Below are 14798 nucleotides of genomic sequence, written 5' to 3'. Positions count from 1 at the left end.
GTCAGGCGGCGTCGCGGGCGGCGGTCAGGGCCGCGGCCAGCTCGACCGGGTGGCGGGAGCTGACCACCCAGAACGGGGTGGGGTCGTCGGGGTCGTCCAGCACCACCTGCACGGCGCCGCCGACCCAGGGGCGCTGCACCACGAAGGCGAGCGGGTCGGCGCCGACGCCGAGCACCTCGCGCCGGCCGGCCGCGTCCAGCGGCACCGCGTCCGCGATGTGGCGCACCGGCAGGTGCGCGTCGTCGACCCGCAGCTCCCCGGCCCGCACCGTGACCCGGATCCGGCCCAGCCACCACAGCGTGGCGGCCGCCGCCGGGAGCAGCAGCACGAACGGCAGCCAGGCCCGGACGCCGGTCGCGCCCATCCACAGCTCGGCGGCGAGCAGCCCGGCGAGGGCCAGGCCGACCGGCCAGGCCCACCAGGGCAGCCCGAGGCGCTCCGAGTAGTCCGGAACGGCGGCCACCGGAGCGGCCGAGGATGACGACTGACGCACACTCCGAGGGTACGGCGCGCGGGCGGCCGCCGAACCGGCAGGATGGCAGGGTCACCCCCGCAAGGACCGGACGGAAGAGGATGACCGTGACAGACGTCGTACCCGTGCCCGTACGGCAGCTCGACCCGGAACTGCCGCTGCCGGCGTACGCCCATCCCGGCGACGCGGGCGCGGACCTGGTGGCCGCCGCGGACGTCGAGCTGCCGCCCGGCGGGCGGGCCCTGGTGCCCACCGGCGTGGCCGTCGCCCTGCCCGAGGGGTACGTCGGCCTGGTGCACCCCCGATCGGGGCTGGCGGCCAGGCTCGGCGTGACGGTGCTCAACGCGCCCGGTACGGTCGACGCCGGCTACCGGGGTGAGATCCTGGTCAACCTGATCAATCATGATCGGGAGACGCCGGCGAAGATCAGCCGGGGCGACCGGATCGCGCAGCTCGTGGTCCAGCGGGTCGCCCGGGCCGAGTTCCAGCCGGTCGTCGAGCTGCCCGCGTCCCGGCGCGGGACCGGCGGGCACGGCTCCACCGGCGGGCACGCCGGGCTGGTCCCGGCTCCGGCGGGCGGGCGGACGGAAGAGGTGGCAGGGTGAGTGCGAACAGCGGAGGGTGGGCGCAGTGATCTTCTCCCGTAAGCGGGCCGAGGGCGCGCGGCACGCGCGTGACGAGATGGACACCGGGGTCCTGGACGCCGAGGAGACCCCGCAGCCGCCGGCCCGCGGCCCCTACGACCTGGCCGAGGCGCCCGACGCGCCCCGGCTGGACCTGGGCAGCCTGCAGATCCCGGCGGTGCCGGAGGTCGAGGTGCGGGTGCAGGCCGACCCGCAGGGCGTGATCCAGCAGGTGGTGCTGGTGCACGGCGAGAACGCCCTCCAGCTCGGTGTCTTCGCCGCGCCCCGCTCCGACGGCATCTGGGACGAGGTGCGCGAGGAGATCCGGCAGTCGCTGTTCAACGACGGCGCCGCCGCCCAGGAGGTCGAGGGGGAGTACGGCACCGAGCTGCGCGCCCGGGTCCGCACCCCGGACGGCATCACCGACCTGCGCTTCGTCGGCATCGACGGGCCGCGCTGGATGGTGCGCGGGGTCTACCAGGGCGAGGCCGCCACCAACCCCGACGCCGCCGGCCCTCTCGCCGCCTGCCTGGACGGCCTGGTCGTCGACCGCGGCCAGGAGGCCAAGCCGGTCCGCGAGCCGCTGCCGCTGCGGCTGCCCCGGGAAATGGCCGAGCAGGCCGAGCAGGAGGGCGCACCGCAGCAGCGCGAGGTCTGAGCACCGCGATCCGGGCCCGGTCGAGTCGGCGTGACGTCGACGACGCCGGGCCCGTCGCGCGTCCGGCCCCGAGCGGCGGTACGCCCCGACGCCGGTCCCGCCGGCGGTCCGGATCGGCGTACGCTGGCGGGACGGTTCCCGCCACCTGCGGGGCCGGCGCCGGCGCGGCCGGCCGATCCAGGGAGCCGGCGCGGGCCGGCCGGGGTGGAGAGGTGACGCGGAGGTCATGACGACCGACGAGAGCCGGGTGTCGCTGCGGCGGCTCCTGCAACGGCTCACCGCGAGCGAGGCCGAGATCGAGGCGCAGGAGCTGCGCCGGGAGAGCGCCGAGTCCGGCGGCATGCCCGCCCACCAGTGCATGCGTGGCCAGGTGGTCTCGGTGGCCGGGCGGCTGCGCACGGTGGTCTACACGCCCCGGACCAATCTGCCCACGCTGGAGGCCGACCTCTACGACGGCAGCGACGTGGTCACCCTGGTCTGGCTGGGCCGGCGGCACATCGCCGGCATCGAGCCGGGCCGGCACCTGACCGCCCGCGGCCGGGTGGCCGTACGGGACGACCGCAAGGTGATCTACAACCCGTACTACGAGCTGGAGTCGCCGAAGTGACGACCGGACAGCACACCGAGCCGGAACTCGGGCCGGAGGACGAGCGGCTGCCCAGCATGGCCGAGCAGATGGCCGACCAGCTCGGTGGCTGGCGGGGCCTGGTCGAGTCGAGCATCCCCGTGGTGGTCTTCGTGATCGCCAACGTGGTGGGCGACCTGCGTCCCGCCGTGATCGCCTCGGTGGCGGTGGCGCTGCTGATCGCCGGGCTGCGGCTGGCCCAGCGCCGGCCGGTGCGGCACGCGGTCAACGGCCTGTTCGGCATCGCCATCGGCGCGGCCATCGCCTGGCGCACCGGCGACGAGCGCGACTTCTACCTGCCCGGCATCCTCTACGGCATCGGCTACGGCCTGGCCCTGCTGCTCTCGGCGGCGATCCGCCAGCCGCTGGTCGGCTGGATCTGGTCGGTGCTGGTGGCCAAGGGCCGCTCCGAGTGGCGGGACGACCCGAAGCTGGTGCGCACCTTCACCCAGCTCACCGTGCTCTGGGGCGTGGTGTGGCTGGCCAAGGTGGGCGTGCAGGCCGGGCTCTACCTGGCCCACCAGGACACCGCGCTGGGCGTGGCCCGGCTCGCGCTGGGCTACCCGCCGTACGCGCTGCTGCTGCTGATCACCGTCTGGGTGGTGCGCCGGGTGACCCGGGAGTCCGCGCCGGAACCGCTGCCGGGGGCCTGAGCCCCCCGGCGGTCGGTCAGGTCCGCTCCCGCTTGCGCTCGACGCTGTCCGGGCCGAGGATCACCGCCCGGACCTCGTCCTCCACGGCGGCCGTGCACACGAAGATCAGCTCGTCGCCGGCCTCGATGGGGTCGTCCGGGCTGGGCACGAGCACCCGCTTGCCGCGCAGGATCGCCACCAGCGCCGCGTCCCGGGGGAGCGGCACCGCGTGGATGGGCTGCCCGACATAGGGCGCGGTGGGGGGCAGGGTGATCTCGACCAGGTTCGCCTCGCCCTGGCGGAAAGTCATCAGCCGGACCAGGTCGCCGACTGTGACCGCCTCCTCGACCAGCGCGGCCATCACCCGCGGCTTGCTCACCGCGACGTCCACGCCCCACTGCTCGGTGAAGAGCCACTCGTTCTCGGCCCGGTTGACCCGGGCCACCACGCGGGGCACCGCGAACTCGGTCTTGGCCAGCAGCGACACCACGAGGTTGACCTTGTCGTCGCCGGTGGCGGCCACGACCACCTCGCAGCCGGCCAGGTTGGCCTCCTCCAGGCTGGCCAGCTCGCAGGCGTCGGCGAGCACCCAGTCGGCGGCCGGCACCCGGTCGGGGCGGAGCATCTTGGGCTGCCGCTCGATCAACATCACCTGGTGGCCGTTGTCGATCAGCTCCTGGGCGATCGACCGGCCCACGTTGCCGGCGCCGGCGATGGCGATGCGCATGCTCAGTGCCCCCCTTCGGGCGGCGCCGCCGCCACCGAGGTGACCGAGGCGGTGATGTCGTCGGTCACCAGCATGAAGACCTGGTCGCCCTCCTGCACCACCGTGGAGGCAGTGGGCAGCGTGCCGATCCCGAACCGGATCAGGTAGGCCACCCGGGCCCCGGTGGCTTCCTCGAGCTGCCGCAGCGACCGGCCGATCCAGTCCTTGTGCACCGGCACCTCGATGATCGACACGGTGCTGGTCGGGTCGCGGAAGATCTCCACGTTGCCCTCGGGGACCAGGTGGCGCAGCATCCGTTCGGCGGTCCACCGCACGGTGGCCACGGTGGGGATGCCGAGGCGCTCGTAGACCTGGGCGCGCCGCTGGTCGTAGATCCGGGCGGCCACCCGGGACACGCCGAAGGTCTCCCGGGCCAGCCGGGCCGAGATGATGTTGGAGTTGTCGCCGCTGGAGACCGCGGCGAAAGCGTCGGCGCGCTCGATGCCGGCCTGCTGCAGCACCTCGCCGTCGAAGCCGGCGCCGGTGACCGTGATGCCGGCGAAGTCCGGCCCGAGACGGCGGAACGCGTCCGCGTCCTGGTCGATCACCGCCACCGAGTGCCCCCGGGACTCCAGGCTCTGGGCCAGGGTCGACCCGACCCGGCCGCAGCCCATGATCACGACATGCACGGTGTCCGCTCCTCCCACGGTGCCGCACGCTGGCCCGTCGTCTGCGAGCCTGCCACGTCCCCGCGCCCGGCGGGGGACCGACCGTACCGCGCGGGCGATCAGCCACCCCCACCGCCCAGCGCGGGGTGGTCGTACTCTTGGCGCTTGTGGCCAGACCCACCTCGCTGCTGAAGCGACTCCTCCTCGGTCGACCGTTCCGGTCCGACCGTCTCCAGCACACCCTCCTGCCGAAGCGCATCGCGCTGCCGGTCTTCGCCTCCGACGCCCTCTCCAGCGTCGCCTACGCCCCCGACGAGATCCTGCTGACGCTCTCCATCGCGGGCGCGTCGGCCTTCCTGTTCTCCCCCTGGATCGCCCTCGCGGTCGTCGTGGTGATGCTGACCGTGGTGGCCAGCTACCGGCAGAACGTGCACGCCTACCCCTCGGGCGGCGGCGACTACGAGGTGGCCACGGTCAACCTCGGGCCGCGCGCCGGGCTCGCGGTGGCCAGCGCGCTGCTGGTCGACTACGTGCTCACCGTGGCGGTGTCGGTCTCCTCGGGCGTGGCGAACCTCGGCTCGGTGGTGCCCTTCGTGGCCACCCACAAGGTGCTCATCGCGGTCATCGCGGTGGTGGTGCTCACCGCCGTGAACCTGCGCGGCCTGCGCGAGTCGGGCACGGCGTTCGCCATCCCCACCTACGGCTTCGTGATCGTCATCGGCGGCATGCTGCTGACCGGGCTGGTCCGGATCTTCATCCTCGGCGACGACCTGCGGGCGCCGAGCGCGGGGTTGCAGATCGAGGCCGAGCACAGCGTCACCGGCTTCGCGTTGATCTTCCTGCTGCTGCGCACGTTCTCCTCCGGCTGCGCCGCGCTCACCGGCGTCGAGGCGATCTCCAACGGCGTGCCCGCCTTCAAGACCCCGAAGTCGAAGAACGCGGCCACCACGCTGCTGCTGCTCGGCACCATTGCGGTGAGCATGCTGGTCGGCATCATCTGGCTGGCCAAGCTGACCGGCCTGCAGTTCGTCGAGGACCCGGCGCAGATCATCTCCGGGCCCGACGGGTACGTGCAGAAGACCGTCACCACCCAGCTCGGCCAGACCGTCTTCGGCGACGGCTCGGTGCTGCTCTACGTGGTGGCCGGGATGACCGCGCTGATCCTGTTCCTGGCCGCGAACACCGCCTTCAACGGCTTCCCGGTGCTCGGCTCGATCCTGGCCCAGGACCGCTACCTGCCCCGGCAGCTGCACACGCGGGGCGACCGGCTGGCCTTCTCCAACGGCATCGTGTTCCTGGCCGTCTTCGCGGTGGTGCTCATCATCGGCTTCCAGGCCGAGGTGACCCGGCTCATCCAGCTCTACATCGTCGGGGTGTTCGTCTCGTTCACCCTCTCCCAGGCCGGCATGATCCGGCACTGGAACCGGCACCTGCGCACCGAGCGCGACCCGGAGGCGCGGCGGCGGATGATCCGTTCCCGGGCGATCAACGCGTTCGGCATGGCGATGACCGGCGTGGTGCTGGTCATCGTGCTGCTCACCAAGTTCCTGCTCGGCGCCTGGATCGCGATCGCCGCCATGGCGATGATCTACCTGGTCATGCTGGCCATCCGCCGGCACTACGACCGGATCGCCGCGGAGCTGGAGCCCACCGAGCAGCGGGCCGTGCTGCCCGCCCGCAACCACGCCATCGTGCTGGTCAGCAAGCTGCACCAGCCGACGCTGCGGGCCATCGCGTACGCCCGGGCGACCCGGCCGGACACGCTCACCGCGGTGACGGTGAACGTGGACGAGAAGGACACCCGGGACCTCCAGGCCGAGTGGGAGCGGCGCGAACTGCCGGTGCCGCTGACCGTGGTCGACTCCCCGTACCGGGAGATCACCCGGCCGATCCTCAACTTCGTCGCGTCGACCCGCCGGGAGTCGCCCCGCGACGTGGTCACCGTCTTCATCCCGGAGTACGTGGTGGGCCGCTGGTGGGAGAACCTGCTGCACAACCAGAGCGCCCTGCGGCTCAAGGGCCGGCTGCTCTTCGAGCCGGGCGTGATGGTCACCAGCGTGCCCTGGCAGCTCGCCTCGACCGCCAGCAAGAACCTGGACCGGCTGGACGCCACGCTCACCCGTGGCCCGGCGCGCGGCCCCCGGGTCGCCCCGCGCAGCACCCTGCCGCCCAGCGTGCCGCCGGTGGTGTCCGCGCCGCCCGGCGAGAGCGGTTCGGGGGAGCGCCCGTGACCGCGCCGGCCCGGAGCGGGCTGGAGGAGGCGCAGCGGGTCGAGCTGACCGTGGACGCGGTCGCCCCGGGCGGGCACTGCGTGGCCCGGGTCGACGGCCAGGTCGTCTTCGTCCGGCACGCGCTGCCCGGCGAGCGGGTGGTGGTCGAGGTGACCGAGCTGCACCGGGGCTTCGCCCGCGCCGACGCCGTGGAGATCCTGACCGCGTCGGCGGACCGGGTCGAACAACCCTGCCCGTACGCGAAGCCGGGCCGCTGCGGCGGCTGCGACCTCCAGCACGTCACCCCGGCCGCCCAGCTCGACTGGAAGGTCGCCGTGGTGCGTGAGCAGCTCACCCGGCTGGGCGGGCTCACCGACGACCAGATCGACGCGCTCGGCGTCCGGGTCGAGGCGCTGCCCGGCGGGCCGCTCGGCTGGCGCTCCCGGGTCCGGTACGCGGTCGACGCGGCCGGTCGGGCCGGGCTGCTCAAGCACCGCTCGCACGAGGTGGTGCCGATCGACCGCTGCCTCATCGCCCACCCGGCCATCCAGGAACTGCCGGTGCTGGCGCCCAGCGGGGCCCGCTGGCCGGACGCCGACGCCGTCGAGACGGTCGCCTCGACCGGCGGCGACGTCAGCGTGGTCGCGTACGCCGAGGGGGTCCCCACCCCGGTCAGCGGCCCGGCCGAGGTCCGCGAGGTGGCTGCCGGCCGGGAGTGGACGCTGCCCGCGTCCGGCTTCTGGCAGGTGCACCCCGCCGCGGCGGACACCCTGGTCGGAGCCGTCCTCGACCTGCTCGACCCGCGCCCCGGCGAGACCGCCTGGGACCTCTACGGCGGCGCCGGGCTGTTCGCCGCGGCCCTCGCCGTCCGGGTCGGCGACGCCCGGGTCACCCTGGTCGAGTCGAGCCAGGACGGGGTGGACGCCGCCCGGGCCAACCTGTCCGACCTGCCCCGGGTCGAGGTGGTCGCCGCCCGGGTGGAGACCGCGCTGGCCCGCCGCCGGGTCACCGGCCCGGTCGACCTCGTGGTGCTCGACCCGCCGCGCTCCGGCGCGGGCGCCCCGGTGGTGCGGGACATCGTCGCCGCCGGCCCGCGCGCGGTCGCGTACGTGGCCTGCGACCCGGCCGCCTTCGCCCGGGACGTGCGCACCTTCACCGGGGCGGGCTGGCGGCTCGCCGCGCTGCGCGGCTACGACCTGTTCCCGATGACCCAGCACGTCGAGCTGGTCGGGCTGTTCCTCCCGCCCGGGGAGTGACTAGCCTGGCTCGATGAAGATCGTCGGGCTGATGTCGGGGACCTCGTATGACGGGGTGGACGTGGTGGCGGCCGAGTTCACCCGGGACGGGGAGACGCTGACCCTCCGGCCGCTCGGGCACCGCAGCCTGGACTATCCCGACGACCTGCGGGCCGAGATCGGTGCGCTGCTGCCCCCGGCGGCCACCACCATCGAGGCGGTGTGCCGGCTGGACAACCGGCTCGGCGAGGTCTTCGCCGAGGCGGCGGCGGCCGGCGTCGAGCTGGCCGGGGGCGCGGTCGACGCCGTGGTCTCGCCCGGGCAGACCGTCTTCCACTGGGTCGAGGCGGGCCGGGTGCGGGGCACCCTTCAGCTCGGCGCGCCGGCCCGGGTGGCCGCCCGGGTGGGCGTACCCGTGTTGCACGACCTGCGGTCGGCGGACGTGGCGGTCGGCGGGCAGGGCGCGCCGCTGGTCCCGGCGTTCGACGCGCTGCTGCTCGACGCGGCCGGCGGCCCGCGGGCGGCGCTCAACCTGGGCGGGATCGCCAACCTCACTGTGGTTGCCCCCGGGGCGCCGGTCCTCGGGTACGACGTGGGCCCGGCGAACGCCCTCCTGGACGCCGCGGCCCGGCGCTTCCTGGACCGCCCCTGCGACCTCGACGGGGCGCGGGCGGCGGCCGGCCGGGTGCACGAGGGGCTGCTGGCGCTGCTGCTCGCCGAGCCCTACTACGCCGCGCCCCCGCCCAAGTCGACCGGCAAGGAGCTGTTCCACGGCGGCTACCTGGACGACCGGCTGGCCGCCCTGGGGGAGCCGGTGGCCGCCGACGACGTGCTCGCCACGCTCACCGAGCTGACCGCCCGGACAATCGCCGACGCCTGCGACCGGCACGGCGTGACCGAGGTCATCGCCGCCGGCGGGGGAGTGCGCAATCCCACACTCCGGGCCCGGCTCGCCGCCTTGGGGGAGGGGCGCTGGCGGCTGCGCACCACCGACGAGCTGGGCGTGCCGGCCCAGGCCAAGGAGGCGTACGCGTTCGCCCTGCTGGGGTGGCTCTCCTGGCACGGGCTGCCCGGGGCCATCCCCTCGGTGACCGGGGCGTCTCGGGCCGCCGTGCTGGGCTCCTGGACCCCCTCCGGCCCGGCCTGGGCGGCCACCCCGCCGGCTCCGCCCCTGCGGCTGGTCGTCACCCCCTGATCGGAGGTCTGACCTGGGAAGATCCACGGCCGGGCTGCGGGCTGTCGGGTGGCCGATAGACTCTTCGGTCATGAGTGTTGAAGAGGGCACGGCCAACCACGGTCGGCTGCTGGGCACCGTCCGCGGCCCGCAGGACGTGAAGCGGATGACGGCCGAGCAGCTGGACATCCTCGCCGCCGAGATCCGGGACTTCCTGATCGCCAAGGTCTCCCGCACCGGCGGGCACGTCGGCCCCAACCTGGGCGTGGTCGAGCTGACCCTGGCCATGCACCGGGTCTTCGACTCGCCGCGTGACCGGCTCCTGTTCGACACCGGCCACCAGTCCTACGTCCACAAGATCGTCACCGGCCGGCAGGAGGGCTTCGACAAGCTCCGCCAGCGTGGTGGCCTCTCCGGCTACCCGAGCCAGGCGGAGAGCGAGCACGACCTCATCGAGAACTCGCACGCCTCCACCGCCCTCTCCTACGCCGACGGGCTCGCCAAGGCGTACGCGCTGCGCGGCGAGAAGCGCAGCGTCGTCGCCGTGGTCGGCGACGGCGCCCTCACCGGCGGCATGTGCTGGGAGGCGCTGAACAACATCGCCACCGCCGGCAACCCGCTCGTGATCGTGGTCAACGACAACGGCCGGTCCTACTCGCCGACCATCGGCGGCCTCGCCGACCACCTCTCGTCGCTGCGGCTCAACCCGAGCTACGAGAAGGTGCTCGACACCGTCAAGGACGCCCTCGGCTCGACCCCGCTGGTCGGCAGGCCGATGTACGAGGTGCTGCACGCGGTCAAGAAGGGCATCAAGGACGCGGTCGCCCCGCAGGCCATGTTCGAGGACCTCGGCATCAAGTACGTCGGCCCGGTCGACGGCCACGACGTGTCGGCGGTCGAGTCGGCGCTGCGCGCCGCGAAGAACTTCGGCGGGCCGGTGATAGTGCACGCGGTCACCCGCAAGGGCTACGGCTACCGCCCCGCCGAGGAGGACGAGGCCGACTGCCTGCACGGCCCCGGCGCGTTCGACGCCGAGACCGGCAAGCTGCTCGCCGTCCCCTCGGTGAAATGGACCAACGTCTTCGCCGACGAGCTGGTCGCCATCGCCGACGAGCGCCCCGACGTGGTCGGCATCACCGCCGCCATGGCCGAGCCCACCGGCATCGCCACCCTCGCCCGCAAGTACCCCAACCGGGTCTACGACGTGGGCATCGCCGAGCAGCACGCCGCCACCTCGGCGGCCGGCCTCGCCATGGGCGGCCTGCACCCGGTGGTCGCCGTCTACGCCACCTTCCTCAACCGCGCCTTCGACCAGGTCCTGCTCGACGTGGCCATGCACAAGCTGCCGGTCACCTTCGTGCTGGACCGGGCCGGCATCACCGGCCCCGACGGGCCCAGCCACTACGGCATCTGGGACATGTCCGTGTTCGGCGTGGTGCCCGGCCTGCGCGTCGCGGCGCCCCGCGACTCGGCCACCCTCCGCGAGGAGCTGCGCGAGGCGGTCGCCGTGGACGACGGGCCGACCATCCTGCGCTTCCCCACCGGCACCGTCGCCGCCGACCTGCCGACCGTGCGCCGGGTCGGCCCGGTCGACGTGCTGGCCGAGTCGGCGCGTACCGACGTGCTGCTGGTCGCGGTCGGCTCCTTCGCCGGCCTCGGCATGGAGGTCGCCACCCGGGTCGCCGAGCAGGGGTACGGCGTGACCGTGGTCGACCCGCGCTGGGTGCGGCCCGTGCCGGCCGAGCTGGTCGAGCTGGCCGCCGGGCACCGGCTCGTCGTCACTGTCGAGGACGGGGTGCGGGTTGGTGGCGTGGGGTCCGCCCTCGCTCAGGCCATGCGGGACGCCGATGTTCGGGTCCCGGTGAAGGACCTCGGTGTGCCGGCGGACTGGCACCCGCACGGGACGCGGGCGCAGATCCTCGCCGACCTGGGGCTGACGGCCCAGGACGTAGCGCGGAATGTGACCGGGTGGATCTCGGGGCTGGACGCCCAGTCGGTCGATCCTGCTGCGGACGAGGCCACCGCAAAGAACTGACCTCAGCTACGCCGGAACGGGCGGTCCTGCTTCGCGCAAGGCCGCCCGTTTTGGCGTCGAGGGGCTTTCGCGCCTTCGGCAACCAGTCGACGCGGACGTCCTCACAACTAGTAATGTCGATGCATGGATCTGCGCATGAGCAGGCCGCTGGACGTGCGAGAAGCGACCCTCGCCGATCTGGATGGGATCATCGACGTGCACACTCAGGCGCGTCTGGCCTATTACGGAGCCGGCGGGCTGGCCTCCGAGTCTGTCGTGAATCCCACGTTGGCGCGGGAACAGCGAGCTGGGTGGACGGCCGCGATTGAATCACCCCGCAAGAGGGTCCTGTGCGCTGCCGTCGAAGGCCGGATCGTGGGTATCGCCGCCATGGGTCCTCCGCTGTCCACGGAGGTGGATGCCGGTGAGGTGGGCCAGCTGTACCAGATTCACGTCGTCCCGGGCAGTTGGGGAGAGGGCATCGGCAGCAGGTTGCACGGACTCTTCGTGCGATACCTAGAGGACGATTCGCTGTCGACCGGGCTCCTCGAAGTCTGGGAGCGAAACAGCCGCGCGCGAGCATTCTACACCAGACACGGCTGGAAGCCGGACGGGAAATTCCGGGAAGGACCAGACAACTCCAAGTACATCAATATGCGGCTTGAATTGATGGCACATCGTGCGGCGCCCCCTACTCCTCCTCGGAAGGAGGGCTAAGGCAGGCGAGTGGTTGTCCGGTGAGGGCGGCGTCGGCGAGGCGGTGGGCGGACGCGGTCTTGAGCGCGGCCCGCGAGCTGTCGATCCAACGCTGGACGTTGTCGATGCCCTGGTGGCGGTACTCGACGGCTTGGACCAGGCATTCGAGCTTGTCCGCGTCGCGCGCGACGACGGCTTCGAGGGTTTCTCCGGCCTCGTACTCCGCGACCGCGGCGGTGATGACATCGGCGACGGCTGGTGGGCAGTCGGCCACCTGATCGGCGGTGACGGCCGTGTTCGGGGCGGCGGTGAGGTAGCGCTTGGCGATGTGGGGGATGTCGGTGATCCGGGTTTCCTGGGTGTCGTGCAGGACGCAGAGCATGGACACCCGGGCGGGGTCGGCGGCCTCCATGGCGGCGAGCATCATGCCGATGAGCGCCGTGCGGAACGAGTGCTCGGCGATGGACTCGGGGTGCTTGACGCCGGCGAACCACCAGCCGGTTCGGGCCGCGCGTTTGAGGACGCCGGCCTCGAAGATGAAGCTCATCGCTCCGGCGGCGTCGTGGTCGTCGCTCATGTGCCCGTTCCTGTGCCGGTCAGTCCGTCTGCGCGAAGGCTGTAGACGATAGACGTTAGTTCCTGCTGAGATCCGGTCGCTGTCCAGCAGTATGGCGGCTCGGTCGACAAGCGCCCGACCGGTGGCGGGGTCGTCCATTGCGAGGCCGCGCCGTGCGGTGAGCAGGGCATATGTCCCGCTGCAAGGAACGCTCCCGGCGGTAAACCGCCTGGGACGAGCAGGTCCGCCAGCACAAGCAAGCCCACCTGAGAAACGAGCGCCCGAAAGTCCGCCTCCACCGCCAGCGGCGAACGAAGCCGCAACCCACGGACGGACACCGACCAGCGCGGGGTTCGGGGCAGCCCGACCCGCGCAGGGATCAAGCCTGACCGCCCGGAGCGGGTCGGGCTGCCCCGAACCCCACCACCGCAAGCGACGACGGGCCGTGAACCCGGGGAGGTCAGGGTGCGGTGGGTTCGCACTCCGCTGAGAACGTGTCGAAGGCGACCGTCACGGTGCCGTCGGCGTTGAGGGTCGTGTGGTTCGTGATCCGGAGCAAGGCGTCGTTGCCCGGCCCGGGTCCCACGATCTTGAACACCAGTTGCTGGGTGGAGGTGATGGGTAGCCCGCCGGAGCCCTGGTTGTAGACGAAGAGGTTGACCCGGGTGCTGACGTACCGGTCTCCGGTCGTCGCGCCGATGCCGTGCACGTTCGACTGGGTCTCGACGATGTGCACGTGGAACCCGCCGGTCCCGTCGACGGTCACGTGATAGACCTCGGAGATCGTGCCGTCGAAGTCGACGACCTCGCCGAGGCCGCCGTTGGCGCAGGGCAGGACGACGGAGAGTTCCAGCGGGGCCCGGAGGATCCGGGTGGTCGTGTCCGCGGCCTGCGCGGGCGTCGGTCCGGCCACGAGCACGAGTGACGGCGCCAGCAACGCCACCGCCGCGGCGAGTCGGGCCCTGCCGGTGGACCTGATTGTGCGCATGGCGACCGCCCTTCCGGGACGCCCCGGCCGCGATCGACCGGGTGCACCCCGGAATCTGCTCCCGGTGGGTGAGGGTGTCAATACGGTGCGCGTATGGCGGCGGGTCGACCCTTTGGCTGGCGGGAAACGCCGGCACGGAGGCCAAGCCGGCGGCTCAGCGCCCGCCCACGGACCGGTACCAGGTCTTCTCCGTGCCGGCCAGGCTGAACGTCTGCTTCCGGTCCGGCTGCGCCACCACGACCAGCCCCGGCCGGTCCACCAGCCGGGTCGTCCCGGGCGGCGCGGCGAACGACGCGTCCCGGGTTCGCCAGCTCAGCACCGCGAGCGGCTGCCCCGGCACCGGCAGGTAGTAGGCCTGCAGCGTCGTGGACCGGTCGGCAGGGGAGGCCACGGGAGCACCGCCACCCGCCGGCCGGTAGACCACCGCCGTCATCGTCCCGGTGGCGCTCTCCCAGGTGAGCTGCTCCAGCTCACCCGGCTCGCCGCCGCCGAGCGTCACCGAGCCCAGCGACCGCACCGCGATCTTCGCCATCGGCCAGGACTCCGGCGCCGACCGGGGTGCCTGCCGGTCGCCGATCCGCCGCGGCACGCTCCCGAACGGTCCCCGCTCACCGCCGAGCACGCACGTGTCCAGCCCGGTCAGCGCCCGCCTACCGGAGCCCGTCTCGTCCCGCACCAGCGGATAGCGAGGCGCCGCGGTCGCCGTACCCAGGTCGAGGACGCGGTCGGCGGCCCGGCCGCGCGGCAGCGAGCGGGTGGGTCGCAGCGTCGCGGTCACCGCCACGGCCTGGCAGGCGGGCACGGCGACCGGCTCGGTGATGCCGTCGGCCGCGGGAAGCGCCTTGCCGTCGGGGCCGAGCAGCCGCTCCACCCGGGCGGAGGTGAGGTAGCGGCGGCCGGCGGGCTGCTGGACGGGCAGCACGTCGGAGTAAACCAGGTAGCCGGGGTCGGTGTACTCGGTGGCGTGGGCGACCCGCCAGCGCTGCCCGTCGCGGTCGAGTTGCAGCAGCCAGGAGGCGGCCTCGCCGGGCACGTCGGCGGCGACCAGGGCGAGCGGTGACCCGGCGACCTGGCCGGAATAGAGGATGCCGGAGGAGGAGAGGTGGGCCCGGTCGTCGACGGGCGAGCGCCAGTCGCGGACGGCGGCGGTGATCCCGGCGGTGGCGGCGGCGTCGCGGGCCAGGCTGCCACGCGCCGGCCAGACCTTCAGGGTGCCGTCCAGGCTGTCGTAGCCGACCGGCAGCGTCGCCGGCTGCCGCCCGGCTACCGGGCCGCAGCCGGTCAGCAGCAGGGCCAGCAGCGCCGTGGCCGTCGTGCCGCGTCGGCGGGCTGAAGCCACCCTGTACGCCCCCTGTATCCCATCGCCGGTCGTGTCCGGAAGCCCACATGGTACGAGACGACCCGTCGCCCGGCCGCGCCCGCCTCACCCTTTCGGCCGATGACCATTGAGGACGGTGGGACGTGCGATTCATACGCCATTCTCCCGCTCCGGTAGACTCCGCCGACTGTGACGCCTGCCGAGCCCCGTGGCGACTCGACGC

15 protein-coding genes and 1 pseudogene are annotated in these 14798 nt (G+C 73.3%); 9 read left to right on the top strand and 7 right to left on the bottom strand.

The features are described 5' to 3' along the window. Position 1 precedes the first annotated feature (1 nt). On the bottom strand, positions 2-493 hold the full coding sequence (locus tag ACFYPD_RS13920) for a DUF3093 domain-containing protein (protein ID WP_387112753.1): 492 nt from the start codon (positions 491-493) through the stop codon (positions 2-4). Between the two features lie 86 nt (positions 494-579). Here ACFYPD_RS13920 and dut point away from each other — a divergent pair, with 86 nt between their 5' ends. The 4 genes from dut (at position 580) to ACFYPD_RS13900 (ending at position 3031) form a co-directional block, all read left to right on the top strand. Continuing rightward, on the top strand, positions 580-1077 hold the full coding sequence (dut, locus tag ACFYPD_RS13915) for a dUTP diphosphatase (RefSeq protein WP_254331564.1): 498 nt from the start codon (positions 580-582) through the stop codon (positions 1075-1077). Between the two features lie 25 nt (positions 1078-1102). Then, the gene (locus ACFYPD_RS13910) at positions 1103-1753 is read left to right on the top strand and encodes a DUF3710 domain-containing protein (protein WP_387112751.1); all 651 of its coding nucleotides are present in this window, start codon (positions 1103-1105) and stop codon (positions 1751-1753) included. Positions 1754-1979: 226 nt separating this feature from the next. Beyond that, positions 1980-2360: an OB-fold nucleic acid binding domain-containing protein gene (locus ACFYPD_RS13905; protein WP_313722389.1), complete on the top strand. Its 381-nt coding sequence runs from the start codon at positions 1980-1982 to the stop codon at positions 2358-2360. Then, a complete protein-coding gene (locus ACFYPD_RS13900; RefSeq protein WP_387112749.1) occupies positions 2357-3031 on the top strand; it encodes a DUF3159 domain-containing protein in 675 nt (224 codons plus the stop codon). Before ACFYPD_RS13905 ends, ACFYPD_RS13900 begins: the two co-directional genes overlap by 4 nt. Before the next feature lie 16 nt (positions 3032-3047). On the opposite strand, the gene ACFYPD_RS13895 is transcribed toward ACFYPD_RS13900, so the two are convergent. Both ACFYPD_RS13895 and ACFYPD_RS13890 read right to left on the bottom strand, forming a co-directional pair. Continuing rightward, the gene (locus ACFYPD_RS13895) at positions 3048-3737 is read right to left on the bottom strand and encodes a potassium channel family protein (RefSeq protein WP_387112747.1); all 690 of its coding nucleotides are present in this window, start codon (positions 3735-3737) and stop codon (positions 3048-3050) included. A 2-nt stretch (positions 3738-3739) separates the two neighbouring features. Further along, positions 3740-4405, bottom strand: coding sequence for a potassium channel family protein (locus ACFYPD_RS13890; RefSeq protein ID WP_387112746.1), 666 nt, complete (start codon positions 4403-4405; stop codon positions 3740-3742). Positions 4406-4551: 146 nt separating this feature from the next. Here ACFYPD_RS13890 and ACFYPD_RS13885 point away from each other — a divergent pair, with 146 nt between their 5' ends. From ACFYPD_RS13885 to ACFYPD_RS13865, 5 genes are all read left to right on the top strand, one after another. Next, positions 4552-6615 carry an APC family permease gene (locus tag ACFYPD_RS13885; RefSeq protein ID WP_387112744.1) on the top strand — a complete coding sequence of 688 codons (2064 nt, stop codon included), beginning with the start codon at positions 4552-4554 and terminating at the stop codon, positions 6613-6615. After that, the gene (locus ACFYPD_RS13880) at positions 6612-7850 is read left to right on the top strand and encodes a class I SAM-dependent RNA methyltransferase (protein ID WP_387112742.1); all 1239 of its coding nucleotides are present in this window, start codon (positions 6612-6614) and stop codon (positions 7848-7850) included. The genes ACFYPD_RS13885 and ACFYPD_RS13880 overlap by 4 nt, the downstream gene beginning before the upstream one ends. A gap of 13 nt (positions 7851-7863) precedes the next feature. After that, the gene (locus ACFYPD_RS13875; RefSeq protein ID WP_387112740.1) at positions 7864-9024 is read left to right on the top strand and encodes an anhydro-N-acetylmuramic acid kinase; all 1161 of its coding nucleotides are present in this window, start codon (positions 7864-7866) and stop codon (positions 9022-9024) included. A 70-nt stretch (positions 9025-9094) separates the two neighbouring features. Then, entirely contained in the window at positions 9095-11038 is a 1944-nt protein-coding gene (gene dxs, locus ACFYPD_RS13870; protein WP_387112738.1) for a 1-deoxy-D-xylulose-5-phosphate synthase, read from the top strand. A gap of 123 nt (positions 11039-11161) precedes the next feature. Next, entirely contained in the window at positions 11162-11734 is a 573-nt protein-coding gene (locus tag ACFYPD_RS13865; RefSeq protein ID WP_387112736.1) for a GNAT family N-acetyltransferase, read from the top strand. Here ACFYPD_RS13865 and ACFYPD_RS13860 read toward each other — a convergent pair. The 4 genes and pseudogenes from ACFYPD_RS13860 to ACFYPD_RS13845 all read right to left on the bottom strand — a co-directional run bounded on the left by ACFYPD_RS13860 (position 11709) and on the right by ACFYPD_RS13845 (position 14596). Further along, entirely contained in the window at positions 11709-12290 is a 582-nt protein-coding gene (locus ACFYPD_RS13860; RefSeq protein WP_387112734.1) for an HD family hydrolase, read from the bottom strand. The genes ACFYPD_RS13865 and ACFYPD_RS13860 overlap by 26 nt on opposite strands. After that, positions 12287-12461 (bottom strand): annotated as a pseudogene (locus ACFYPD_RS13855) (transcriptional regulator); the annotation flags it as partial. The pseudogene ACFYPD_RS13855 and the gene ACFYPD_RS13860, both read right to left, overlap by 4 nt. Positions 12462-12729: 268 nt before the next feature. Beyond that, on the bottom strand, positions 12730-13257 hold the full coding sequence (locus tag ACFYPD_RS13850) for a hypothetical protein (RefSeq protein ID WP_387112732.1): 528 nt from the start codon (positions 13255-13257) through the stop codon (positions 12730-12732). Positions 13258-13411: 154 nt separating this feature from the next. Continuing rightward, the gene (locus ACFYPD_RS13845) at positions 13412-14596 is read right to left on the bottom strand and encodes a hypothetical protein (RefSeq protein ID WP_387112731.1); all 1185 of its coding nucleotides are present in this window, start codon (positions 14594-14596) and stop codon (positions 13412-13414) included. Positions 14597-14798 lie beyond the last annotated feature (202 nt).

Source organism: Micromonospora sp. NPDC005299 (genome assembly GCF_042872345.1).
In the GTDB taxonomy this organism is placed as follows: Bacteria; Actinomycetota; Actinomycetes; order Mycobacteriales; family Micromonosporaceae; genus Micromonospora.
The sequence above is the reverse complement of the archived record's forward strand: the minus strand, read 5'-3'. Positions and strand labels throughout refer to the sequence as shown.

Excerpts from the sequence above, each read along its gene's own strand:
- ACFYPD_RS13905 (WP_313722389.1), top strand. The coding sequence starts at position 1,980 with ATGACGACCGACGAGAGCCGGGTGTCGCTGCGGCGGCTCCTGCAACGG.
- ACFYPD_RS13895 (WP_387112747.1), bottom strand. The coding sequence starts at position 3,737 with ATGCGCATCGCCATCGCCGGCGCCGGCAACGTGGGCCGGTCGATCGCC.
- ACFYPD_RS13875 (WP_387112740.1), top strand. The coding sequence starts at position 7,864 with ATGAAGATCGTCGGGCTGATGTCGGGGACCTCGTATGACGGGGTGGAC.
- dxs (WP_387112738.1), top strand. The coding sequence starts at position 9,095 with ATGAGTGTTGAAGAGGGCACGGCCAACCACGGTCGGCTGCTGGGCACC.
- ACFYPD_RS13865 (WP_387112736.1), top strand. The coding sequence starts at position 11,162 with ATGGATCTGCGCATGAGCAGGCCGCTGGACGTGCGAGAAGCGACCCTC.
- ACFYPD_RS13860 (WP_387112734.1), bottom strand. The coding sequence starts at position 12,290 with ATGAGCGACGACCACGACGCCGCCGGAGCGATGAGCTTCATCTTCGAG.
- ACFYPD_RS13850 (WP_387112732.1), bottom strand. The coding sequence starts at position 13,257 with ATGCGCACAATCAGGTCCACCGGCAGGGCCCGACTCGCCGCGGCGGTG.